This window comes from Verrucosispora sp. WMMD703, assembly GCF_049178935.1.
GTDB classification, from domain to species: Bacteria; Actinomycetota; Actinomycetes; order Mycobacteriales; family Micromonosporaceae; genus Micromonospora; species Micromonospora sediminimaris.
Genome location: NZ_JBMHMM010000004.1, coordinates 557,112 through 579,052 on the forward strand (window position 1 = coordinate 557,112; position 21,941 = coordinate 579,052).

The 21,941-nt window shown below is 70.8% G+C and carries 21 protein-coding genes; 14 read left to right on the plus strand and 7 right to left on the minus strand.

The window, feature by feature from the left end; genetic code table 11:
* Window positions 1-52: 52 nt before the first annotated feature.
* Window positions 53-1,345, plus strand: coding sequence for an acetyl-CoA C-acetyltransferase (locus ACN26Z_RS03115; protein WP_282240435.1), 1,293 nt, complete (start codon window positions 53-55; stop codon window positions 1,343-1,345).
* A gap of 65 nt (window positions 1,346-1,410) precedes the next feature.
* Here the strand turns inward: ACN26Z_RS03115 and ACN26Z_RS03120 are convergent, their stop codons facing one another.
* Complete coding sequence (locus tag ACN26Z_RS03120; RefSeq protein ID WP_421459820.1) at window positions 1,411-1,695, minus strand: DoxX family protein; 285 nt, start codon at window positions 1,693-1,695, stop codon at window positions 1,411-1,413.
* A 154-nt stretch (window positions 1,696-1,849) separates the two neighbouring features.
* Here ACN26Z_RS03120 and ACN26Z_RS03125 point away from each other — a divergent pair, with 154 nt between their 5' ends.
* Window positions 1,850-2,794 carry a LysR family transcriptional regulator gene (locus ACN26Z_RS03125; protein ID WP_282240433.1) on the plus strand — a complete coding sequence of 315 codons (945 nt, stop codon included), beginning with the start codon at window positions 1,850-1,852 and terminating at the stop codon, window positions 2,792-2,794.
* A gap of 81 nt (window positions 2,795-2,875) precedes the next feature.
* The gene (gene purB / locus ACN26Z_RS03130; RefSeq protein WP_421459821.1) at window positions 2,876-4,300 is read left to right on the plus strand and encodes an adenylosuccinate lyase; all 1,425 of its coding nucleotides are present in this window, start codon (window positions 2,876-2,878) and stop codon (window positions 4,298-4,300) included.
* Between the two features lie 118 nt (window positions 4,301-4,418).
* Here the strand turns inward: purB and ACN26Z_RS03135 are convergent, their stop codons facing one another.
* Both ACN26Z_RS03135 and ACN26Z_RS03140 read right to left on the minus strand, forming a co-directional pair.
* Entirely contained in the window at window positions 4,419-4,982 is a 564-nt protein-coding gene (locus tag ACN26Z_RS03135; RefSeq protein WP_282240636.1) for a YbjQ family protein, read from the minus strand.
* A 24-nt stretch (window positions 4,983-5,006) separates the two neighbouring features.
* Window positions 5,007-5,687 carry a S1 family peptidase gene (locus ACN26Z_RS03140; protein ID WP_093403817.1) on the minus strand — a complete coding sequence of 227 codons (681 nt, stop codon included), beginning with the start codon at window positions 5,685-5,687 and terminating at the stop codon, window positions 5,007-5,009.
* A gap of 447 nt (window positions 5,688-6,134) precedes the next feature.
* On the opposite strand from ACN26Z_RS03140, the gene purS reads away from it, so the two are divergent.
* From purS to ACN26Z_RS03160, 4 genes are all read left to right on the plus strand, one after another.
* The gene (purS, locus tag ACN26Z_RS03145) at window positions 6,135-6,398 is read left to right on the plus strand and encodes a phosphoribosylformylglycinamidine synthase subunit PurS (protein ID WP_210830351.1); all 264 of its coding nucleotides are present in this window, start codon (window positions 6,135-6,137) and stop codon (window positions 6,396-6,398) included.
* A complete protein-coding gene (purQ, locus tag ACN26Z_RS03150) occupies window positions 6,395-7,078 on the plus strand; it encodes a phosphoribosylformylglycinamidine synthase subunit PurQ (RefSeq protein WP_282240430.1) in 684 nt (227 codons plus the stop codon). The genes purS and purQ overlap by 4 nt, the downstream gene beginning before the upstream one ends.
* Window positions 7,079-7,145: 67 nt before the next feature.
* Window positions 7,146-10,025 carry a phosphoribosylformylglycinamidine synthase subunit PurL gene (gene purL, locus ACN26Z_RS03155; RefSeq protein WP_421459822.1) on the plus strand — a complete coding sequence of 960 codons (2,880 nt, stop codon included), beginning with the start codon at window positions 7,146-7,148 and terminating at the stop codon, window positions 10,023-10,025.
* 4 nt (window positions 10,026-10,029) lie between these two features.
* Entirely contained in the window at window positions 10,030-10,785 is a 756-nt protein-coding gene (locus ACN26Z_RS03160) for a 2-phosphosulfolactate phosphatase (RefSeq protein ID WP_093404169.1), read from the plus strand.
* Window positions 10,786-10,923: 138 nt separating this feature from the next.
* Here ACN26Z_RS03160 and ACN26Z_RS03165 read toward each other — a convergent pair whose 3' ends face one another.
* Window positions 10,924-13,164, minus strand: a complete 2,241-nt coding sequence (locus tag ACN26Z_RS03165; protein WP_282240427.1) for a carboxypeptidase-like regulatory domain-containing protein — start codon at window positions 13,162-13,164, stop codon at window positions 10,924-10,926.
* Between the two features lie 132 nt (window positions 13,165-13,296).
* On the opposite strand from ACN26Z_RS03165, the gene ACN26Z_RS03170 reads away from it, so the two are divergent.
* The 5 genes from ACN26Z_RS03170 (at window position 13,297) to amcA (ending at window position 18,058) form a co-directional block, all read left to right on the plus strand.
* The gene (locus ACN26Z_RS03170) at window positions 13,297-13,629 is read left to right on the plus strand and encodes a sterol carrier family protein (protein ID WP_421464507.1); all 333 of its coding nucleotides are present in this window, start codon (window positions 13,297-13,299) and stop codon (window positions 13,627-13,629) included.
* A 161-nt stretch (window positions 13,630-13,790) separates the two neighbouring features.
* Entirely contained in the window at window positions 13,791-15,353 is a 1,563-nt protein-coding gene (purF, locus tag ACN26Z_RS03175; RefSeq protein ID WP_282240425.1) for an amidophosphoribosyltransferase, read from the plus strand.
* Between the two features lie 64 nt (window positions 15,354-15,417).
* A complete protein-coding gene (gene purM / locus ACN26Z_RS03180; protein ID WP_093403824.1) occupies window positions 15,418-16,572 on the plus strand; it encodes a phosphoribosylformylglycinamidine cyclo-ligase in 1,155 nt (384 codons plus the stop codon).
* Window positions 16,573-16,749: 177 nt separating this feature from the next.
* Complete coding sequence (gene amcB / locus ACN26Z_RS03185) at window positions 16,750-17,853, plus strand: cyclophane-forming radical SAM peptide maturase AmcB (protein ID WP_421464509.1); 1,104 nt, start codon at window positions 16,750-16,752, stop codon at window positions 17,851-17,853.
* Window positions 17,822-18,058 (plus strand): multiple cyclophane-containing RiPP AmcA, encoded by a 237-nt coding sequence (gene amcA / locus ACN26Z_RS03190; RefSeq protein WP_093403827.1) that lies wholly within the window; start codon window positions 17,822-17,824, stop codon window positions 18,056-18,058. The genes amcB and amcA overlap by 32 nt, the downstream gene beginning before the upstream one ends.
* A gap of 146 nt (window positions 18,059-18,204) precedes the next feature.
* Here the strand turns inward: amcA and ACN26Z_RS03195 are convergent, their stop codons facing one another.
* Window positions 18,205-18,417: a DUF3073 domain-containing protein gene (locus tag ACN26Z_RS03195; protein WP_093403828.1), complete on the minus strand. Its 213-nt coding sequence runs from the start codon at window positions 18,415-18,417 to the stop codon at window positions 18,205-18,207.
* A gap of 348 nt (window positions 18,418-18,765) precedes the next feature.
* Complete coding sequence (locus ACN26Z_RS03200) at window positions 18,766-19,848, minus strand: Glu/Leu/Phe/Val family dehydrogenase (protein WP_093403830.1); 1,083 nt, start codon at window positions 19,846-19,848, stop codon at window positions 18,766-18,768.
* Between the two features lie 272 nt (window positions 19,849-20,120).
* Here ACN26Z_RS03200 and ACN26Z_RS03205 point away from each other — a divergent pair, with 272 nt between their 5' ends.
* Entirely contained in the window at window positions 20,121-20,960 is an 840-nt protein-coding gene (locus tag ACN26Z_RS03205) for a hypothetical protein (RefSeq protein WP_093404172.1), read from the plus strand.
* 252 nt (window positions 20,961-21,212) lie between these two features.
* The gene (locus tag ACN26Z_RS03210; protein WP_007073996.1) at window positions 21,213-21,422 is read left to right on the plus strand and encodes a BldC family transcriptional regulator; all 210 of its coding nucleotides are present in this window, start codon (window positions 21,213-21,215) and stop codon (window positions 21,420-21,422) included.
* Between the two features lie 101 nt (window positions 21,423-21,523).
* Here the strand turns inward: ACN26Z_RS03210 and ACN26Z_RS03215 are convergent, their stop codons facing one another.
* Window positions 21,524-21,904: a PPOX class F420-dependent oxidoreductase gene (locus tag ACN26Z_RS03215; protein ID WP_093403831.1), complete on the minus strand. Its 381-nt coding sequence runs from the start codon at window positions 21,902-21,904 to the stop codon at window positions 21,524-21,526.
* Window positions 21,905-21,941: the final 37 nt, after the last annotated feature.

Genomic DNA, 21,941 nt, shown 5'->3' on the forward strand with positions numbered 1-21,941 from the left:
GCGTAGCCTACTGGTGAGTAAGGTGCGGGCAACACTTTCGAGGAGGCGGATCGTGCAGAACGTTCGACGGGTCGCGATCATCGGCGGCAACCGGATCCCCTTCGCCCGCTCCAACTCGCGCTACGCCAGCGCCTCCAACTCCGACATGCTCGGCGCGGCCCTGGACGGGCTGATCGCCCGGTTCGGTCTGGCCGGGCAGCGGGTCGGCGAGGTCGTCGCCGGTGCGGTGCTCAAGCACGCGAAGGACTTCAACCTCACCCGCGAGGTGGTGCTCGGCTCGAAGCTGGACCCGCGCACCCCGGCATACGACATCCAGCAGGCGTGCGGCACCGGCCTGGAGGCCGTCATCCTGGTCGCCAACAAGATCGCCCTCGGTCAGCTCGACGTCGGAATCGCCGGTGGCGTCGACACCACCTCCGACGCGCCGCTCGCGGTCAACGAGGACATGCGTCGCACGCTGCTCAAGCTCAACTCCGCCCGCACCCTCGGTGAGCGGCTGCGGATCGCCGCGAAACTGCGCCCGGCCCAGCCGTTCAAGCCGGAGATCCCCCGCAACGCCGAGCCGCGCACCGGCCTGTCCATGGGTGAGCACGCCGCGCAGACCGCGCTGCGTTGGAACATCGACCGGCAGGCGCAGGACGAGTTGGCCCTGCGGTCGCACCAGCGGCTCGCCGCCGCGTACGACAAGGGCTTCTTCGACGACCTGATGACCCCCTACCTGGGGCTGACCCGCGATCAGAACCTCCGCCCCGACACCACCCTGGAGAAGCTGGGCACGCTGCGGCCGGTCTTCGGTGCCAAGGGGCCGGACGCCGAACAGGCCACCATGACCGCCGGCAACTCCTCGCCGCTCACCGACGGCGCCTCAACCGTGCTGCTGGCCAGCGAGGAGTGGGCGCGCGAGCACAACCTGCCGGTGCTGGCCTGGTTCTCCTGGTCCGAGACGGGCGCGGTGGACTTCGTGCACGGCGAGGAGGGGCTGCTGATGGCACCCGCGTACGCCGTGCCCCGGCTGCTCGACCGGGCCGGGCTCACCCTTCAGGACTTCGACTACTACGAGATCCACGAGGCGTTCGCCTCGCAGGTGCTGGCGACCCTGGCGGCCTGGGAGTCGCCGGAGTTCTGCAAGAACCGGCTCGGTCTGGACGCCCCGCTGGGCGCCATCGACACCGACAAGCTCAACGTGAACGGCTCCTCGCTGGCCGCCGGTCACCCGTTCGCCGCCACCGGCGGCCGAATCGTCGCCACCCTGGCCAAGCTGCTCGCCGCAAAGGGCAGCGGACGCGGCCTCATCTCCATCTGCGCCGCCGGTGGCCAGGGCGTCACCGCGATCCTGGAACGCTGAGCGCTGGCCCGGTACCCGAATCGGGTCGGGCGACACGCTGTGCCGGGTGGGTAAGGGCGCATCCGTCAGCCTGGGCCGGCCGTCCTCCTACCCTGGCCACCCGTACCCGTACCGTTGTCGCTGTGCCCGGTCGCTACCGCAGCACCGAGAGGCCGGACGCCGAGAAGTCCGGCGATCAGACCCGCGGCTCCGGCGATCTTGAGCGCGGCGAGCAGCGGTAGCAGCGACGGCGCCACACCGACCCGGGCGGAGTTGTGTAGGACGAATTCGGCCCGACGGAGATCGGCGACGCCGATGGCGACGTTGGCCGCGATGGTCAAAGCGGTGACCGCCAGGTACGCGTTCGACATCAGGCGCCGCCCGCATTTCCGTAGGCCATGGTCGAAACAGTCATGGATCTCCTCTTTCCCTCGTCGGGTGCTCGACGGTTGTCGTGCTTGTCGGTTGTCAGCCTCTGCCGGCGGCGACGAGCGAGTCCAATACCTGTTTCGATAGCTTGGCGGCATGGACGTTGACCTGCGGCTGCTGCGGTACTTCAGCGCCGTGGCCGAAGAGGGCAACCTGACCCGCGCCGCCCGCCGGCTCTTCGTCTCGCAACCGGCGCTCAGCAAGCAGATCCAGCGCCTGGAAGCCCTCCTCGACGTCGAGCTGTTCGTCCGCTCCCGGGACGGCATGCAGCTCACCGATCCGGGCCGGGTGCTGGCGGCGCGGATGCCCGCGCTGCTGGCTAACTGGGACGATGCACTGAGCGAGGTCAGGGCGGCGGCAAGCCGATCGGCGCGCGTGCTGCGGATCGGATTTCTCGCCAGCGCCGCCAACGAGGCAACTCCCCGCATCGTCGAGACGTTCCGGCGCGAGCAGCCTGGCTGGGAGGTCGTCATGCGCCAGGCGGCCTGGTCCAACCCGACGGCTGGGCTGCTCACCGGCGACACGGATGTGGGTCTGCTCCGGCTACCGTGCCCTGACCAGCACCGCCTGCGGGTGGCGATGCTGTTCACCGAGCCGCGGTGGGTGGCGTTGCCCACGACGCACCCGCTGGCGGGCAGGAACGAGATTCGGTGTGGCGAGCTGTGGGACGAGCCATTCGTGGCGGCCGCACCGGAGTCCGGCCGGTGGCGGGACTTCTGGCTCGGTGTCGACGAGCGCGTGGGCCGTCCGGTGCGGATCGGCGCAGTAGTGGACCAGCCGGACGACTGGCTGAACGCCATCGCCAACGGTTACGGCATCGCGTTCGCCCCGGCCTCCTCAGCCCGGTTCTACGCTCGGCCGGGCGTCGTCTACCGCCCGGTCACCGGATTGAGTCCGAGCCAGGTGGCCGTCGCCTGGCCATCCGCGGCCCACAACGACGCCGTGGTCCAGGCGTTCGTACGCTGCTGTCTGGCGATCACCCGCCAGCCCACCGGTCCCGATGCCGACGTTCGTGTGCCGGCGGGCGGTTGCCACGCCTGACGGCCGCCGTTGCGACCGTGGCAGACGCAACTGGGAGAGGCCGTGACGTCCGGCGCTCCGTGGGTACCGGAGAATGGGTCCGTGACGACGATCCCTAACGTGCTCGCCAACCGGTACGCCTCGCCCGAGCTGGTCACCCTCTGGTCTCCGGAGGAGAAGATCCGGCTGGAACGACGGCTCTGGCTCGCTGTGCTCCGGGCCCAGCGGGACCTGGGCGTGCCGGTGCCGGACGGGGTGGTCGAGGCGTACGAGCGGGTGCTTGACGATGTCGACCTGGCCTCGATCGCGGCGCGGGAGCGGGTGACCCGACACGACGTGAAGGCCCGGATCGAGGAGTTCAGCGCGCTCGCCGGGCACGAGCACGTGCACAAGGGGATGACCTCCCGGGACCTCACCGAGAACGTCGAGCAGCTCCAGGTGCGCCGCTCACTGGAGCTGATCCGGGATCGGGTGGTGGCGACGCTGGCCCGGCTCGCCTGGCACGCCCACGAGTACGCCGACGTGGTGATAGCCGGCCGATCGCACAACGTGGCGGCTCAGGCGACCACGCTGGGCAAGCGCTTCGCGTCGGCCGCCGAGGAGCTGCTGATCGCGTACGAGCGGTTGGAGGACCTGATCGCCCGGTATCCGCTGCGGGGGATCAAGGGGCCGGTCGGCACCGCCGCCGACCAGCTCGACCTCTTCGACGGCGACGCCGAGAAGGTCGCCGAGCTGGAGCGGCGGGTCGCCGAGCACCTGGGCTTCGGCCGGGTGCTGGGCAGTGTCGGCCAGGTCTACCCCCGGTCGCTCGACTTCGACGTGCTCTCCGCGTTGGCGCAGGTGGCTGCGGCGCCGTCGTCGTTGGCCACCACGATCCGGCTGATGGTCGGTCAGGAGCTGGCCACCGAGGGCTTCAAACCGGGCCAGGTCGGCTCCAGCGCGATGCCGCACAAGATGAACACCCGCTCGTCGGAGCGGGTCAACGGCTTCGCGGTGATCATCCGGGGTTACCTGTCGATGGTCGGCGAGCTGGCCGGTGACCAGTGGAACGAGGGGGACGTCTCCTGCTCGGTGGTGCGCCGGGTGGCCCTGCCGGACGCCTTCTTCGCCGCCGACGGGCTGTTCCAGACGTTCCTCACCGTGCTTGACGAGTTCGGCGCGTACCCGGCGGTGATCAACCGGGAACTGGAGCGGTTCCTGCCGTTCCTGGCCACCACCAAGATCCTGGTGGCGGCCGTCCGCCGGGGCGTCGGCCGGGAAACCGCCCACGAGGCGATCAAGGAGCACGCGGTCGCGGTCGCCCTGGCCATGCGGGAAAAGGGCACCCCGGACAACGACCTCTTCGACCGCCTGGCCGCCGACACCCGCCTCGCCCTGACCCGCCCCGAGATCGACGCTCTGGTCGCCGACCGCGCCGCCTTCGTAGGCGCCGCCCCCACCCAGATCCAGGCAGTCACCGCAAGAATCACCAGAATCGTCGAATCCCACCCCCAAGCCGCCACCTACTCCCCACCCCCCATCCTCTAACCCCATCCAAAGACGGCGTTGATCAAGAAGTTTTGGTCGGGGATCCACCGGATCCCCGACCAAAACTTCTTGATCACGGGAGCCGGTGCGGGCCGGAGCCGGTGGGTGCGGGGTGGGGTCAGTCGCGGGTGGGGGTTTCGGGGGCAGTGCCGAGGGTGGGGGCGCTGGGTGGTTCGGCGATCTTGCCGGGTTCCTCGGCGAAGGCTGGTTCCTGGGCCGTCTCGGCGGCCACCAGGGGCTGGTCGGGGGGCATGACGTCGGGGACCTTCGGCACCACGATCACGGCGGTGCCGTAGGCGCAGATCTCCATCCACATCTCGCCGCAGTCGCGGCTGTCGAACCGCATCCCCACCACGGCGTTTGCGCCGAGCCGCCGGGCCTCCTCGCCGAGGCGGGCGACCGAGTCGGTACGCCAGCGGGTGAGGTTGTCCGGCGCCATCGGGTCGTACGCGCCACCGCGCAGGTTCTTCACTCCCTCGCGGTACGGGTTGCGGGTTCTGGCCATGGAGGAGACCACCTCGCCGAGGATCTGGCGGATCTCGTAGCCGGGAAGTTGATCCGTCGTCACGACCAGCACGTTTCCGATGCTGGCAGGCCTGGGTGCGGCCCATCGTGAGCCCTGTTCACCTACTCGGATGCTGAAAAACCGCGCGGCGCGGACGGCGGGCGCAGGGCCCACCATCCGCGCCGCCACGGGCGCTAACCGTCAGACGCCGGAAACGGACCGGATCCAGGCACGGTTGTACGCGACGCTGCCGTAGTTCTGGATGCTCTGGCCGTCGGCGGTGGAGGCGACGCCGACCTGCTGACCGTTGTAGAACTGTGGGCCGCCCGAGTCGCCCCGCCAGGCGTTGCCGTTGATCCGGGTGCTCCGGATCGCCTGCCCGCCGTACGCGTCACTCACGTTCGTGCTGGTGACCCGGACGCTCGCGGTCTTGAGCTGGCTCGACGCCGAGCAGCCGCTGTAGCAGGTCATGCCCCAGCCGTAGATCGAGTTGGTCGAGTTGACCGGCGGGTTGCTGGAGGCCAGCGTGACGTAGCTGGTGCTCACCGAGCTGGACAGGCGCATCAGTGCCAGGTCGTACCGGCCGTAGGTGGCGCTGACCGTGCGGGTGACACCGCCGGAGGAGCGGTAGACGCTGCCCACCCGGACCGACATCGAGCCGCCGAGGCAGTGCCGCGCGGTGAGCACCCACTGCGGGGCGATGATCGTGCCGGAGCAGGTGAACGAGCCGTTGCTGAAGACAGCGGCGGCCCACGGCGCCGAGGAGACGGTGCCGCCGCCGATGATGAGGGGAGCGACGGGTGAGGCGACGGCGCCGGAACTGGCGCCCATCACCGCGGCCATGGCGGTGGCGAGGACCGCGATCAGGGATCGGATGCGCATGGGACTCCTTCGGGGTTCCCAGGACCCGGGTTCACCGGGCCGGCCTGCGGTGACGGACGGGGGTGATCCGCCGCCGCGACGTCGGTACATCGACGTCTGACGATGTACCGTAGGGCCCGGTGAGGTGTTTCACAAGAGGCTCATTGAAACAAGGTGATGTAACAGTTGGATTTCCCGTCGCCGGACCGTTCGCGACCGGCGGCGGCTCCCAGCTGCTCTGCCGCCGGGGGCTCGTCCGGCCGGGGATGATCGGCAAGGGTCGGCAACGAAGCCGTATCGGGATCGCAACGAACCCGTATCGGTCCCGACAGGTCCGTGCGGGTAGGGTCCGGGCGGCACCCGGACGGCGTCCGGCCGGTGCGTCTGGCGCGGCATCTGCCAGGTAGGCTGGCTGCGCTCGCCCGTTGTGGGTCGGCACCCAACTGCGTACACAGTCAGGAGTGCCCAGTGCCTCGCGTCGTCGTCGACGTCATGCTCAAGCCCGAGATCCTCGATCCTCAGGGCCAGGCCGTCGCAAACGCGCTGCCCCGGCTCGGCGTCAACGACGTCGCCTCGGTACGGATCGGCAGGCGGATCGAGATCGACTTTACCGGTGAACCGGACCTGGACCGGGCTCGGGAGATCGCCGACAAGTTGCTCGCCAACCCGGTCATCGAGGACTTCACGGTCCGTCTGGTCGAGACCGACGAACCCGCGGAAGCCCGGCCGTGACCGCCCGGGTCGGTGTGGTGACGTTCCCCGGCTCGCTGGACGACGGGGACGCGGCCCGGGCCGTACGGATCGCCGGCGCCGAACCGGTCCGTCTCTGGCACGGTGAGGCGGAGCTGCACGGGGTGGACGCGGTCGTCCTGCCCGGTGGCTTCTCCTACGGCGACTACCTGCGCTGTGGGGCCATCGCCCGGTTCGCGCCGGTGATGGAGAAGATCATCGACGGCGCCGGCGCGGGCCTGCCCGTGCTGGGCATCTGCAACGGCTTCCAGATCCTCTGCGAGGCGCACCTGCTGCCCGGGGCGCTCACCCGCAACCAGCACCTGCACTTCCGCAACCGCGACCAGATCCTGCGCATCGAGACGACCGGGACCGCCTGGACGAACACGTTCCAGCCGGGCCAGGAGGTGCTGATCCCGGTCAAGAACGGCGAGGGTTGCTACGTCGCCGACCCGGCAACGCTGGACGAGCTTGAGGCCCAGGGCCGGGTCGTCGCCCGTTACGTCGGTGGCAACCCCAATGGATCGCAGCGGGACATCGCCGCGATCACCAATCAGGCCGGCAACGTGGTCGGCATCATGCCGCATCCCGAGCACGCGGTGGAGGCGCTCACCGGCCCCTCCCTCGACGGTCTCGGCTTCTTCACCTCCGTGCTGAAGCACCTGGTGGGGACGCCGGCGTGACCGTCCGCGACGGGATCATCGGTCGGCTCACCCGCCCGTCGGGCGGCGAGCGCAACAAGGAGACGTCATGACCACGCATCCGGACCCGGTGCGGGACAACCCGGAGGCGGTCCCGGCGCAGCCGCAGCCGGCCGCCGCTCCGCCGGCCACCCCGGCCCGGCACGCCGCCGCGTCCGAGGCCACCGAGTGGACCGACGGGGTGGACACCGTGCCGCGTGCCGCGGGCACTCCGGAGGAGCTCCAGCCGTACGCCGAGCTGGGGCTCGCCGACGACGAGTACGACCGCATCCGGCACATCCTGGGCCGCCGGCCGACCCAGTCCGAGCTGGCGATGTACTCGATCATGTGGAGCGAGCACTGCTCCTACAAGTCCAGCAAGGTGCATCTGCGGCAGTTCGGCGAGAAGGCCCCGCCGAGCGACCGGCTGCTCGCCGGCATCGGGGAGAACGCCGGTGTAGTGCGGATCTCCGACGAACTCGCGGTGACCTTCAAGGTCGAGTCGCACAACCATCCGAGCTTCGTCGAGCCGTACCAGGGCGCGGCGACCGGTGTCGGCGGCATCGTCCGGGACATCCTGGCGATGGGCGCCCGCCCGGTGGCGGTGATGGACCCACTGCGCTTCGGCGCCGCGGACCACCCGGACACCGCCCGGGTGCTGCCCAGCGTGGTCGCCGGTGTCGGCGGCTACGGCAACTGCCTCGGCCTGCCCAACATCGGTGGCGAGGTGGTCTTCGACCCCTGCTACCAGGGCAACCCCCTGGTCAACGCGCTCTGCCTGGGCGTGCTGCCGGTCGACCGGCTGCAGAAGAAGGACGCCAACGGCCCCGGCAACGTGGTGGTGCTGATGGGGGCCAAGACCGGCCGGGACGGCATCGGCGGCGTCTCCGTGCTGGCCAGCGCCACCTTCACCGAGGGCAGCGAGCAGCGCCGCCCGTCCGTGCAGGTGGGCGACCCCTTCATGGAGAAGCTGCTGATCGAGGCGTGCCTGGAGCTGTACGACGCCGAGCTGGTCGTCGGCATCCAGGATCTCGGCGGCGCCGGCCTGACCTGTGCCCTGACCGAGACGGCCGCCTCCGCCGGCACCGGCATGCGGGTGTGGCTGGAGCGGGTGCCGCTGCGCGAGCCCTCGATGGAGCCGCACGAGATCCTGGCCAGCGAGTCCCAGGAGCGGATGCTGCTGGTCGTCACGCCGGAGAAGCTGGAGGCGGTGCTCAAGACCGCCGAGAAGTGGGGCGTCTGGGCCACCGCCATCGGCGAGGTCACCGCGCCCGAGTCGGACGGTGCCCCGGGCCGGCTGCACATCACCTGGCGGGATCACCTGGTGGTGGACGTACCGCCGGGATCGCTTGTGGACGACGGACCGGTCTACGCCCGGCCGATGCGCGAGCCGGCGGACCTGATTCTGCTCCAGGCCGACCGGGCGGAGACGCTGCCCCGGCCGAGCGACCCGGACACCCTGCGCGAGACCGTGCTGCGCATGATCGCCTCGCCCAACCTCTGCGACAAGACCTGGGTCACCGAGCAGTACGACCGCTACGTGCTGGGCAACACCGTGCTCGCCCAGCCGGAGGACTCGGGTGTAATCCGGATCGACGAGCGCACCGGGCTGGGCGTGGCGCTGTCCGTGGACGGCAACGGCCGGTACGCGCGGCTCGACCCGTACCAGGGTGCCAAGCTGGCGCTGGCCGAGGCGTACCGGAACGTGTCGGTGACCGGCGCGACGCCGATCGCGGTCACCGACTGCCTGAACTTCGGCTCGCCCGAGGACCCGGGCGTGATGTGGCAGTTCGCCGAGGCGGTACGCGGCCTGGCCGACGGCTGCGCCGAGCTGGGCATCCCGGTGACCGGTGGCAACGTCAGCTTCTACAACCAGACCGGTGCGGCGGCCATCCACCCGACGCCTGTCGTCGGCGTGCTCGGCGTGCTGGAGAACGTGGCCGACCGGGTTGCGTCGGGCTTCGTCCCGCGTCCCGGCGCCGATCACGACCAGCTCTTCCTGCTCGGCGAGACGCACGTGGAGCTCTCCGGCTCGGAGTGGGCCTGGGTCACCCACCAGCACCTCGGTGGCGTACCCCCGCACGTCGACCTGGCGCGCGAGAAGCAGCTCGCCGGCCTGCTGGCCGACGCGGCCCGGGTCGGTCACCTCAGCTCCGCGCACGACCTCTCCGACGGTGGGCTCGCGCAGAGCCTTGTGGAGTCCTGCCTGCGGCACGGCGTCGGGGCCCGGATCGCCGTGCCGGAGCGCTTCGAGGGCACCTCGATGCCGTTCGTCTTCCTGTTCAGCGAGTCCGCCGGCCGGGTGCTCGTGTCGGTGCCGCGCGGGCACGAGAAGGCGTTCACCGCGCTCTGCGGCGAGCACGGCGTGCCGTGGGAGCTGATCGGCGTCACCGACCCGACGGGCGGCGCGCTTGAGGTGCACGGCCAGTTCCGGATCGGCCTGGACGAGCTGCGCGCGGCGTACACCGGCACCCTGCCGGCTCTGTTCGGCGGCGTGCAGCCATTCGAGGTGACCGCCCCGGCAACTGCCGAGGTCGTCCTCGACGGGCCCGCCGAGGACGATGCGGCTGCCGAGATCGACGGTGCGCAGGCCGACGCGACGATGACCGGTCCTGCGCAGTCCCCGAGCCAGACCACCGGCCGGCAGCCGACTGGGACGGAGGCGGCTGAGCGGACCGCCCCGGCGCAGTCCGAAGCTGTGCCGGCATCGACCGGAGCCGCGCCGGTGCCGGCCGAGCAGGCGCCGGGCGCGACGGATGCGACAGGTGAGCCGGCAGACCGACCGGCCGAGCGGGCCACCCCGCCGGTGCGTGGCGATCGTGCCGCGGCAGCCCCGCCGTCGGGCGAGGCCGCCGATCCGGCTGCCCCGATGGGCGACCACGAGGAAGCCGGGGCGGACGCTCCGCAACACGGTGACACCGAGCAGCCCCCCGCGCCCGACGAGCGCTGAGGCGTTGGCCGCGGCCGTATTCGCCCAACCCGGGTCGGGGGTCCGATTCGACTGGGGTCTGGCGGGTGCGGCCGAACTCGGCCGGGTCTGCGCGGCACTGGTGGTGGTGGACGTGCTGTCGTTCACCACCACCGTCGAGGTGGCGGTGGGGCGGGGGATGCGGGTGCATCCGTTCCCCTGGGGCGAGCAGGCCGCCACCTACGCACGCCGGGTCGGCGCGGTCGCCGCGACCGGCCGCCGGCAGGTCACCCGCGAACACCCGTGGTCGCTGTCACCGGCTGCGCTGAGTCGGGCTCCGGTGGTGCCCGACCTGGTGCTGCCGTCGCCCAACGGTTCGGCCATCAGCGCCGCCGCCAGCGCCACCGGGCTACCGGTGGTCGCGGCCAACCTGCGCAACGCGCGCACCGTCGGGCGTTGGCTGAGCAGCCAGGGGTACGGCTCGACGACCGCCCCGATCGGCGTGGTGGCCGCCGGTGAACGATGGCCGGACGGATCGTTGCGCCCCTCGGTGGAGGACCAGTTGGGTGCGGCCAGCGTGCTGGACGCCCTCTCCGGTGCGCCGGGCGGGCTCTCGGTGGAGGCGGCAATGGCACTGGCCGCGTTGGCCAGCACCCCGGACGTACCGGCGGCGATCCGCGGCTGTGTCTCCGGTCGAGAGTTGATCGAAGGTGGCTTCGCCGAGGATGTCGAGATCGCGGTACGCGTCGACACCTCCGACGTCATTCCACTGCTCCGCCAGGGCGTCTTCTCCGCCGCCTGACCGCTGGCGGTGCACGGCGTCGGGCCGGACCGCCGATCCACACCCGCCGGCCGAGCCCAGAACCGCGAGGCTGCTCGGGCCTTGCCGGCCGCCGCATGGACCGAGAGCCCTCGGCTCGACCGGGGACCGCGATCGGATCTAGTCGTCCAGCCAGTCCAGGCGGCGACCGCCACGGTCCTGGGGCGCGCCCTCGGGTCGGCCGCGGCCGGCCTGCGCCGGGTCGCCGTAGCCGCCGCCCTGGCCGTAACCGCCCTGGTCGTAGCCGTTGTCGTAACCGCCGCGCTGCCGTGGGGGTTCCTGACCGTACCCGCCACCGGCCGGGCCACCACCGTAGCCACCCTGGTCGTAACCGCCGCGTGGCGGCGCGTCCTGGCCGTATCCGCCGCCGGCCGGGCCGCCGTAGCCGCCCTGGTCGTAACCGCTGTCGTAGCTGGTGTTGTCGTAGCCACCGCGCTGGTGCCCGGCGTCCTGGCCGTAGCCCCCGGCCGGCTGGTCGTACCCGCCACCGGGCGCCGCGCCGTAGCCGCCGCCCGACTGTCCCGGAGGGTAGCCACGGTTCGGGTCGCCCTGACCGTATCCGCCGCCCGGCTCACCTTCGCCGTAGCCGCGGGTCGCGTCGCTCTGGCCGTAGCCACCGGGCTCGCCCGGGCCGTAACCGCGCGTCGGGTCGCTCTGGCCGTAGCCACCGGCAGGGTCGTTGCGACCGTAGTCGCCACCAGCCTCGCCTCGCCCGTAACCGCCGGCCTCACTCTGCCCGTAACCGCCCGGCTCGGACTGGCCGTAGCCCGGGCCGGCCTCCGGCTGGTACATCCCGGTGGCGTACGGGTCGGCGGGGGCCGGATAGGCCGTTTCCTCGCCCTGGTAGCGGCCGGTCGGCTCGTCGTACCGCTCGCCGTAGCCGCCACCTGCCGGCGGGTAGTCCGGGCCGGCGTTGCCGGCACCGTAGTCACGGCTGCCGTAGCCACTGCCGGAGGACGGACTGTTGCCGTAACCGCTGCCGGAGGACGGGGCGTTGCCGTAGCCCCCGCCCGATGAGGGGGCGTTGCCGTAGCCCGGAGCGCCGTAGCCGGCCGGCTCGTCGCCGTAACCGCCACCACCGGACCAGCCACCGGGACCGCTCGCGGCACCGTAGGGCTGCGGCGGTGCGCCGTAGGGGTCCGGCGGAACGTCGTCGACGACCGGCTGGTGCATCATCGTCGGCGCATTCGCCAACCCGGCGCCGCCGACCATGGTCGGGTCCGGTGCGGCACCGACCCGGTTCACCACCCGGGTCTGGTCGTCCGCACCGGCGAACGAGCCGCGGGCCGCCGGGACCGCGCCGGCCGGAGCGCCGGCGGGAACATCGCCGTCGGGCTCGACGTCCTCGTTCTCCTTGCGCTTCATCCAGAGCAGCACGATCGTGCCGACACCGACGGCCACGAAGAGACCGCCCAGCAGGATGAGCAGCCAGTTGCCGAATCCACCGGAATCCTCGTTGGAGGCCGGCGCCTGGGCGGCAGCGCTCTCGGCAGCGGTTTCCTCCTCCTCGCCGAGCTCCTCCTCGAACGGGTCCTCGGTCGGCACCGCCGACTCGCTTGCCGACGGGCTGGCGCTCGGGCTCTCCGACGCCGCGATCGGGAGGGTGATCCGCCGTCCGGTGATGCTCTGCCCGGCGTTGGCGGTGAAGCTCGCCACGGCGTTCTTGTTCTCGGCGCTCGCGCCGATGTCGATCCGCCCGGGCGCGATCGGGTTGTCGCTGCTGCCGGTGAACCGGAAGTTGCCGTCGCCGTTGGTGGTGGTGTCCCGCTGCTTGCCGGCACTGTCCTTCAGCAGGACGTACGCGCCTGCCACCGCGTCGCCGCCCTGGTCGACGACCTTGCCGGAGATCGACCGCACCGTCTGCGGCGCCTGCGTCGTCGGCGGCGGCGCTGCAACCATCGTGACGTTGGTCGAGGCTTCTTGTTCTCCTCGGACCAACCCCTGGGCGTCAACAGCCTTGACGGTGATGGTGGCCGTACCGTTGGAGGCGTCGTTGGCAAGGCGGAAAGTCGCCTGGAACTGGCCGTTCGAGTCGACCCGTCGCCGCTCGCAGCCGTCGACGCAGGCCAGCTTCCCGTTATTCGAGCTGACGGTGACGTCTGCAGGCCCCGCGTCTTCCTCGAAACTCAGTGAGTAGCTAACCGTGGTGGTCTTGCCAGCCTCGACTCTGCTAGGGGAAGCCGACACGTTGTTCACGTTGGGGGCGGCGAAGGCGGGTGTGGCTGGGACGGCGAGCAGGGCACCGATCATCAGCGCCACGACCACACCGGCCCGCTTGTGCCAGGCTCGTCGGTGTGTTGACACGTCCACCGCCTTCCGGACTGACCTCCCCTGACCGGCGGGTGCCGGGCGGGGGAACATCACGGTACGAATACGCCGTCGGCAACTATGCCTTGTCGGGCCGGATCGGCGCGACCCAGGGCCAGCGTGACGGCCGGCGCGATCACGCCGTATCGTCCCGTCGTGTCCTCTCCGTACATTAAGTCCGCCTCGGTGGCGGCGGCGTTGTCGGCGCTCGATGAGGGGCGTACACCCGAACGGCCGGTGCTCCGCGAGGCGGTCAGGGCCCTGTTGACCCTCCTCGCGGACCGCGCCCCCGGCCGATCGGTGGAGGTGCGAGTCCCACCTTACGGTGCAGTTCAGTGCGTTCCGGGGCCACGACACACCCGCGGTACTCCCCCGAACACGGTGGAGATGGATCCGGAAACCTGGCTCGGGTTGGCCACGGGGCGACTCGATTGGACGCAGGCGGTTACGGAGGGTCGCGTCAAGGCGAGCGGGGCTCGCGCTGACCTGTCTGCGTATCTGCCGCTCGAACTGGGGTGACGGCTGGGCCGGATGACGCATAGCGGTGACAGTGTGACTGTATGTGGCGACATGGATTCGCGTACACTGTCAGGCGACGACAGTGTGGTCCCGGCCGAGAGGTGCGGAGCAACCCCCGTGGTTCCGCCAGGCCAGTCCAGACCAGCAAGAGGGAGCGGCAGGTGCCCCGAGGCGACGGCCGGCTGAGCCACGACCTTGATCCCCAGCGACCCGGCCCCCAGGACGCGTGCGGTGTCTTCGGCGTCTGGGCCCCGGGGGAGGAGGTTGCCAACCTGACCTACTTCGGGCTGTACGCGTTGCAGCACCGAGGTCAGGAGGCGGCCGGCATAGCGGTCAGCGACGGCTCCGGCGTGGTGGTCTACAAGGATCTCGGCCTGGTGGCCCAGGTCTTCGACGAGCCGACGCTGGCCAGCCTGCGCGGTCATGTCGCGATCGGGCACGCGCGTTACTCCACGACCGGCGCGTCGACGTGGGAGAACGCCCAACCGACCATCCGGGCGACCAGTTCGGGCACCACCATCGCGCTGGCGCACAACGGAAATCTGGTCAACACGGCCGAGTTGCAGCGTGAGGTGGCCGAGCGTGGCCTCGGCGCCGACGGTTCGACGAACGACACCTCGTTGGTCACCATGCTGCTGGCCAGCCGGCCGGATCTGTCTGTCGAGGCCGCCGCGCTGGAGGTCCTGCCGCAGCTGCGAGGCGCGTTCAGCTTCGTCTTCATGGACGAAACGACTCTCTACGCCGCGCGCGACCCGCACGGTGTGCGTCCGCTGGTGCTGGGCCGGCTGGAGCGCGGCTGGGTGGTGGCCAGTGAGACCGCCGCGCTGGACATCGTCGGTGCCAGCGTGGTCCGCGAGGTCGAGCCGGGCGAGCTGATCGCGATCGACGCGGAGGGGCTGCGGTCCACCAGGTTCGCCGCCCCCGAGCCCAAGGGCTGCCTCTTCGAGTACGTCTACATTGCCCGGCCGGACGCCACCATCGCCGGCCGCAACGTGCATGCCGCCCGGGTCCAGATCGGGCGACAACTGGCCAAGGAGCACCCGGTCGACGCTGACCTGGTGATCCCGGTGCCCGAGTCGGGCACGCCGGCAGCGATCGGCTACGCCGAGCAGTCCGGCATCACCTACGGTGCCGGACTGGTGAAGAACCCGTACGTCGGGCGTACCTTCATCCAGCCGTCGCAGACGCTGCGTCAGCTCGGCATCCGGCTCAAGCTCAACCCGCTGCGGGAGAACGTGCGGGGCAAGCGCCTGGTCGTGGTCGACGACTCCATCGTCCGCGGCAACACCCAGCGCGCGATCGTGCGGATGCTGCGCGAGGCCGGTGCGGTGGAGGTGCACGTACGCATCTCCTCGCCGCCGGTCTCCTGGCCGTGTTTCTACGGCATCGACTTCGCCACCCGCGCCGAACTGCTCGCCAACGGCCTCGACAACGACGGCATCCGGCGCTCGATCGGCGCGGACACGCTGGGTTACGTCTCGTTGTCCGGCCTGATCGCCGCGACCGAGCAGCCGAAGACCCGACTCTGCCGGGCCTGCTTCGACGGGGAGTACCCGATCGAACTGCCCGTCGGCAACCTGATCGGCAAGCACGTGCTCGAAGGGATCGGCCGTCGGGTCGCCAACCACACGGCCGACGAGATCGGATCCGCCGAGCAACTCGTCCCGCCACTCGACAACAGCTTCGGCGACCTCAAACCGTCGGCGACCACAAACCGCCCGTAGCACCGCCCGGCTGCCGTGCCGGTCACCGTCGACGCGACAGCCGAGAACCACAAAGGGGAGAACCGTGACGCACGTGTCCGAGCGCAGCGGCGCAGGAAGCAGCCCGAGCGGCGCTGGCGGGGACCGTCAGCCCTGGACGGCCGGTTCCGGCCGCCCGGCGCGCAAACGCGCGGTCTCGTACGCGGACGCCGGCGTGTCCATCGAGGCGGGTGACCGTGCCGTGGAACTGCTCAAGTCGAAGGTGAAGCAGACCCGCCGGCCGGAGGTGATGGGTGACCTCGGCGGCTTCGCCGGCCTGTTCCGGCTGGACACCACGAAGTACAAGCACCCGATCCTGGCCTCCTCCACCGACGGCGTCGGCACCAAGCTGGTGATCGCCCAGCAGATGAACATCCACGACACGGTCGGCATCGACCTGGTCGCGATGGTCGTCGACGACCTGGTCGCCTGCGGCGCGGAGCCGCTGTTCCTGCTGGACTACATCGCCACCGGCGAGGTGGTACCGGACAAGGTCGCCGAGATCGGCGCCGGCATCGCCGACGGCTGCCGGTACGCGGGTTGCGCGCTGCTGGGTGGCGAGACCGCCGAGCACCCGGGCGTGCTGCGCCCCGACGAGTACGACATCTCCGCCACCGGCGTCGGGGTGGTGGAGGAGAGCGAGATCCTCAGCTCCGAGCGGGTCGAGGTGGGCGACGTGGTGATCGCGATGCGCTCGTCCGGCCTGCACTCGAACGGATACTCCCTGGTCCGGCACGTGCTGCTGGGCGCCGGTCGGATGCGCCTCGACGTGGTGATCGACGACTTCGGTCGCCAGCGTACCCTCGGCGAGGAACTGCTCACTCCCACCAAGATCTACGCACAGGACTGCCTCAAGCTGATCGCGGAGGCCGAGGTTCGGGCCCTGGCCCATGTCACCGGCGGCGGGATCCCCGGCAACCTGGTGCGGATCCTGCCGGAGCACGTGGACGCCGTGGTGAACCGCTCGACCTGGAAGCCGCAGCCGGTCTTCGACCTGGTCCAGTCCAAGGGTCGGATCGAGGATCCGGAGATGGAGGCGACCTTCAACATGGGCGTCGGCATGTTCGCGATCGTGTCGGCGGAGGACGCCGACCGGGCGCTGGCCACGCTCACCGGTCGGGGCGTCGACGCCTGGCAGGTCGGCGAGATCATCGAGGGCACCGGTGAGGTGCGGATGGTCGGCCAGCACACCCGAGGATGATCACTTTGCGCTGATCGTCCGACCACCTGATCAGGGCTTCACCCGAGTGGCCGTCGCGGCCTAGCCTGAAGGGCACCCTCGAGAGCTGTGGGGGCGTGCCCTTGCCGGGTCGCGCCCGGCAGCCCAAGACCGCTACGGAGGAGGGCGATGGCTGGGCGGGGACGGTCATTGGGCGGGATGCGGGGCCTGGCCACCGTCCCGTCGTACGTCGTGATGCAGCCCACCACCCTCTGCAATCTCGACTGCGCGTACTGCTACCTGCCGTTTCGGGCGGCGGACCGGCAGATGCCGGTCGCGGTGGCCGAGGCGGTGGCCGCCTCGGTGAACCGGTGGGCGGCCACCGACCGGTTCTCCGTGGTCTGGCACGGTGGGGAGCCGCTGGCCACCGGTCGGGAGCGGCTGGCGGCGCTGATGGCGCCCTTCGGGCCCGAGGTGGAGCACCACGTCCAGACCAACGCCACCCTGATCGACGATGCCTGGTGCGAGTTCTTCGCCCGGCACCGGATGCGGGTGAGCGTGAGTGTGGACGGGCCGCGGGAACGCAACGGTGAGCGGGTAACCCGGGCCGGTCGACCGGCGTACGACCGGATCGTCCGCGGGGTGGCCGCGCTGCGTCGGCACGGGCTGCCGTTCTCGGCGCTCGCGGTGGTCAACGATCCGTCGCCCGGCCGGGCCAGCGAGCTGTACGACTACTTCCTCGACCTCGGTTGCGAGGTGCTCGGCGTCAACATCGAGGAGACCGAGGGAGTCAACACCCGGGACAACGCCCACGCCGCCCCGGCCGTGACCGGGTTCTGGGCCGAGCTGGTCGCGGCCTGGCGGCGGGATCCCCGGATCCACCTGCGGGAGGTGGAGTGGTCGTTGCGGTACGCCGCAGCGGTGCTGGACGGTACGGCGGACGATCTGCTGCCCAACCGGCTCGACCCGATACCGACAGTGGCGTACGACGGCTCGGTCGTGGTGCTCTCACCCGAGCTGGCCGGTTTCCACGATCCCCGCTACGGCGACTTCTCCAGCGGAAGCGTGCTCACCACCCCGTTGCACACCATCCTGGCCGACGCGGGGGCGACCCCCTGGGTCGGCGAATTCATCGACGGTGTGGAGGCGTGTCGCGCCTCCTGCCCGTATTTCGGTTTCTGTGGCGGAGGCCACGCGGCCAACCGCTACTTCGAGCTGGGGCGTTTTGACGGTACGGAGACCGAGCACTGCCGCAACAGCAAGATCCGCCTACTGGAGGGAGTGTTGGAGCATGCCCGAGACCACCAGTCACCGGGAGCCTGAGACCGTGACGGGAGCCGAGCCCGACCGGGTCGCCGACCGGGTGCGGGAGGCCGCTGTCGGACTCAACGCCCTGCTCCACGAGGCCGAGGTCGCGCGTCAATTACGGGCGGAGGTGGCGGGTGGCGACGGGGCCAGCGCGGTCTGCGCCTGGAACCACTTCGAGAACATCCCGACGTTCTACAACTGGAACAACCGTCCCCGCTGACCTGTCGGTGCCGAGGGCCCGCCACGCTGCCGGAGCATCGTCCGGCCATGGTGGGCCCTCGACTCGTCGGGTGCTGCACGCCGCTGCGTAGCGGGCACATGCGTGAGCACGCGGGCAGTCACCGCGTGCTCAGATGTGACCGGGGGTCAGCGGGTCGGACGGACCCAGTTGTCCGGGTCGTCGTCGGAGTGGTCCTCGTCATCGTCGACGTACTCTTTGTAGTCGTCGTCGAAGTTGCGGTCCGACTTGCCGCTGCCGCCGAGTTCTCGCTGCAAGGCGGCGAGGTCGGTGTTCGGGGAGTGGTACTTCAGCTCCCGGGCCACCTTTGTCTGCTTGGCCTTAGCACGGCCGCGCCCCATGGCTCGACCCCCTCGCACAGAATGCGGGGCAGCCCGAAGGCGGGCCCCGATGACGTCAGGCATCTCTCGTGGCTCTTACGGTACATGGGGATGCCACCGTTCGGCACCTCGGGTTACCTACGACCACGACCGCGCGTTGCGGTTGTCAGGACGTCACCCATTGTACCCGGTAAGGAGCGGTGCCGAGATCGGTCGTGACACGGGGCAAATCTCCGCGAACGGGTCGCAAATTCAGCTTAGGGCGACCGGCAACAGGGCGGTGGCCGGTCGTCTCGCGTCCACCGCCCTGTCGGCAGTTCGGATTGAGGCGTCGGGGGCGGACACCGGCCCGCCCCCGATGGTGCGTCGTCAGCGGAGGTGGATCGTGCGCAGCCGGCCGATCTCGGCCATCCGCCGCTCGGCCAGCCGGTCCGCCGCCACGGCCGGCGGTACGCCGTCGGTGTCGGCGAGACGGAGGATCTCCCGCGTGGTGTCGTAGATCCGGGTGGCGCGCAACTTGGCCCGCTCGAAGTCGAAGCCCTCGATCTCGTCCGCGACCTGGATCACACCACCGGCGTTCACCACGTAGTCGGGCGCGTAGAGGATGCCCCGGTCGGCGAGCAGCTTCTCCACCCCGGAGTGGGCGAGCTGGTTGTTTGCCGCCCCGGCGACGACCTTGGCTCGCAGCGCCGCCACCGTGTCGTCGTCGAGGGCGCCGCCGAGGGCGCACGGGGCGTACACGTCGATGTCGGCGGCGACCAGCGCGGAGACGTCGTTGACGAGGTGGACCTGTGGGTGCGTGGTGCGCGCCCAGTCCAGCGCCCGCGCGCTGACGTCGGTGGCGACCACCTCGGCCCCGTCTTCCAGGAGGTGACCGACGAGGTACTTGCCGACCTTGCCCAGCCCGGCGACACCGACCCGCCGACCGTTGAGCGTCGGTACGCCCCAGACGTGCTCGGCCGCCGCCCGCATGCCCTGGAACACGCCCCAGGCGGTGAGGATCGAGGAGTCGCCCGCCCCGCCGTGCTCGACGCTCCGGCCGGTGACGTACCGGGTCTCCCGGGCGATCACGTCCATGTCCGGCACGTAGGTGCCGACGTCGCAGGCGGTGTAGTACCGGCCGCTCAGGGACTCCACGAAGCGGCCGTAGGCGCGCAGCAGCGCCTCGCTCTTGATCTGCTCGGGGTCACCCCAGATGACCGCCTTGCCGCCGCCCAGGTCCAAGCCCGCGAGAGCGTTCTTGTACGCCATGCCGCGGGAGAGGTCGAGCACGTCGGCGAGGGCGGCCTCCTCGCTGTCGTACGGGTAGAACCGGGTGCCACCGAGCGCGGGACCCAGCGCGGTGGAGTAGATGCCGATGATCGCCTTCAGGCCGGTCTGCTTGTCCTGGCAGAACACGACCTGCTCGTGACCCGTGGATTCCGGATCGTCCGTGGTGGCGAATACGCCCATGACTGGCTCCTGTGTCGGCGGGCGCCCTTGTGGGGCGCGGACCTGGTCAACGTCGGCGGGGATGCTGCCGGTGTTGCGAGCCTAGTATCGGCGCGCGTCGCGCCGCTCTCCCCAGTGGCCGCCGTCCCGCCCTGCGGGCGGTCCGTCCCGGCTCCACCGCCGTGGCGGGTACGGGGTGGCGCCGGGCTTTGCCCGGGTTGCTCCTGCGCCGCGCCGGCTCGGCCGATGACGCCGAGCAACGCTCGGCTTGCCGTTCGTGGGAGGATCGCGCCGTGCCGTCGCTCTTCGCTTCATACCTGCGCGTGTACGAGCCGCTGACCGCCTTCGACCGGGATCGCCAGTCCTACTGGCGGCGCTACGTCGAGCAGGGGCGGGCCGTGGCGCCGGTCGAAGGGCCCGGCCGGCAGCGCACCTCGGTGATCGAGGCGCTCGGTGCCGGTTGGACGCGGCTGCCGGATCTGCCGGACGAGGCGTACGTGCTGGAGACCGACGAGACGCTGCTGGTGTGCCCGTGGAACCTGCGTATCCGGGTGGCTGAGGCGGCGTTGAGCGCACGGGACGGCGTACCGCCGGTGCTGGCCGACGCCTTCGTGCCGCCGGTGCTGGCCGGGCAGGCCAAGGCCGTGGTGGAGGACTGGCGCAGCGGTGCCCGGGTGCTGGAACACGGCGTCCCCCGCGTGCACGAGCAGATCGCGACCTGGGGCGTGCCGCTGCGCTGGTTCGTGCTCTTCGATGCGCAGGAGCGCAACCACGTCACCGTGCCGGACCGGCGCTCGCTGCGCTTCCGGACGGAGATCTCCAAGGCCCGCCGCCGCTCGTCCCGGGCGCTCGCGGTGCTCCGCAAGTCGGTCGGCGACGCGCCGATCACCGAGGCGGTGGAGGAGGCGGCCCGCTGGCTGGAGGAGTTCCACCCACGTTCGGTGGTTGAACTCGACTACGGCGGGCTCGTGGATCTGCTCTCCGACGAGACGTTGGCCGAGGATGACTCGCCGGAACTGGTCGCGGCCGGGCTGGCCGGGCTGTCCCGGGGCGAGGCGGAGGAGGCCTCGGCGGCGTACGACAAGTTGGTCGCCCGCTGGCGCGCGGTGCAACTTCTGGAGCGTTGCAATTAGGTCACCAATGTCCCTTTTCTGGGCGGCAATGCGAGGCTCCTTCGTAGTTGACGCATCACGAACCGTGATCATGAGTCCGATTAAGTTACTTTCTGGCGTGTAAAAGTCGTATAAATCGGGCATGGTTCATCCGTCCGTCTAGGGACGTTCGGCCGTTCGGCCCATGTCGGACATCGGGGACTAGCCGGACCATGGGAGACGCGTCGGCCGGCGGGACCCCGGCCGATGTCTATACATGTGGAGGAGTGACCGATGGCATCGCGAACGCACGAACCAGAGCCGCTACTCACACCGGCCGAGGTGGCGTCGATGTTCCGTGTCGACCCGAAGACGGTGACCCGTTGGGCGAAGGCTGGCAAGCTGAGCGCCATCCGGACCCTCGGCGGTCACCGCCGATACCGCGAGTCTGAGGTCAGGGCATTGCTGCAGGGCCAGATTCCGCAGCAGCGTCAGGGGGACTGACCGCACGGTTGATAACAGAGCTTCACGAAGGGCGGCGGACTCGTTCCGCCGCCCTTCGCCATGGTCGGGCCGGCGAAGTCCCGCAACGCCGGGCGAGACCGTCAGCCGGTCAGCTCGACGCGGATGCCCACCGTGCCACCCTCCCCCCGACGCAGTCGGCTGCCGAGCAGGGTCAGCCGGCCGATCACCCGGTACTTCTGCTTGATGAGGCCGCGGATGCGGTTGGTCGCGCCGGGGTCGTAGAGGCTCGCCCGGGCGGGTACCGCCTCGCCGTGCGGCCGGCCGCGTACGTCGCAGGGGGCCACCGTGACGTCCCCACTGCGGCGGATCCGTTTCACCTTGCCGGCGTCGGCCGCCGACCACACCGCCAGGGCGTCGCCGTCGCGCACCGCCCAGACCGGGGTCGGCACCGCACGACCGTCCTTGCGGAAGGTCGTCAGGAGGATGTACTTCTCGGCAGAGAGGCGGTCCAACGTGGTCACGCCGCCAGGATACGGGCGCTGCGGCCAACTGACCGGC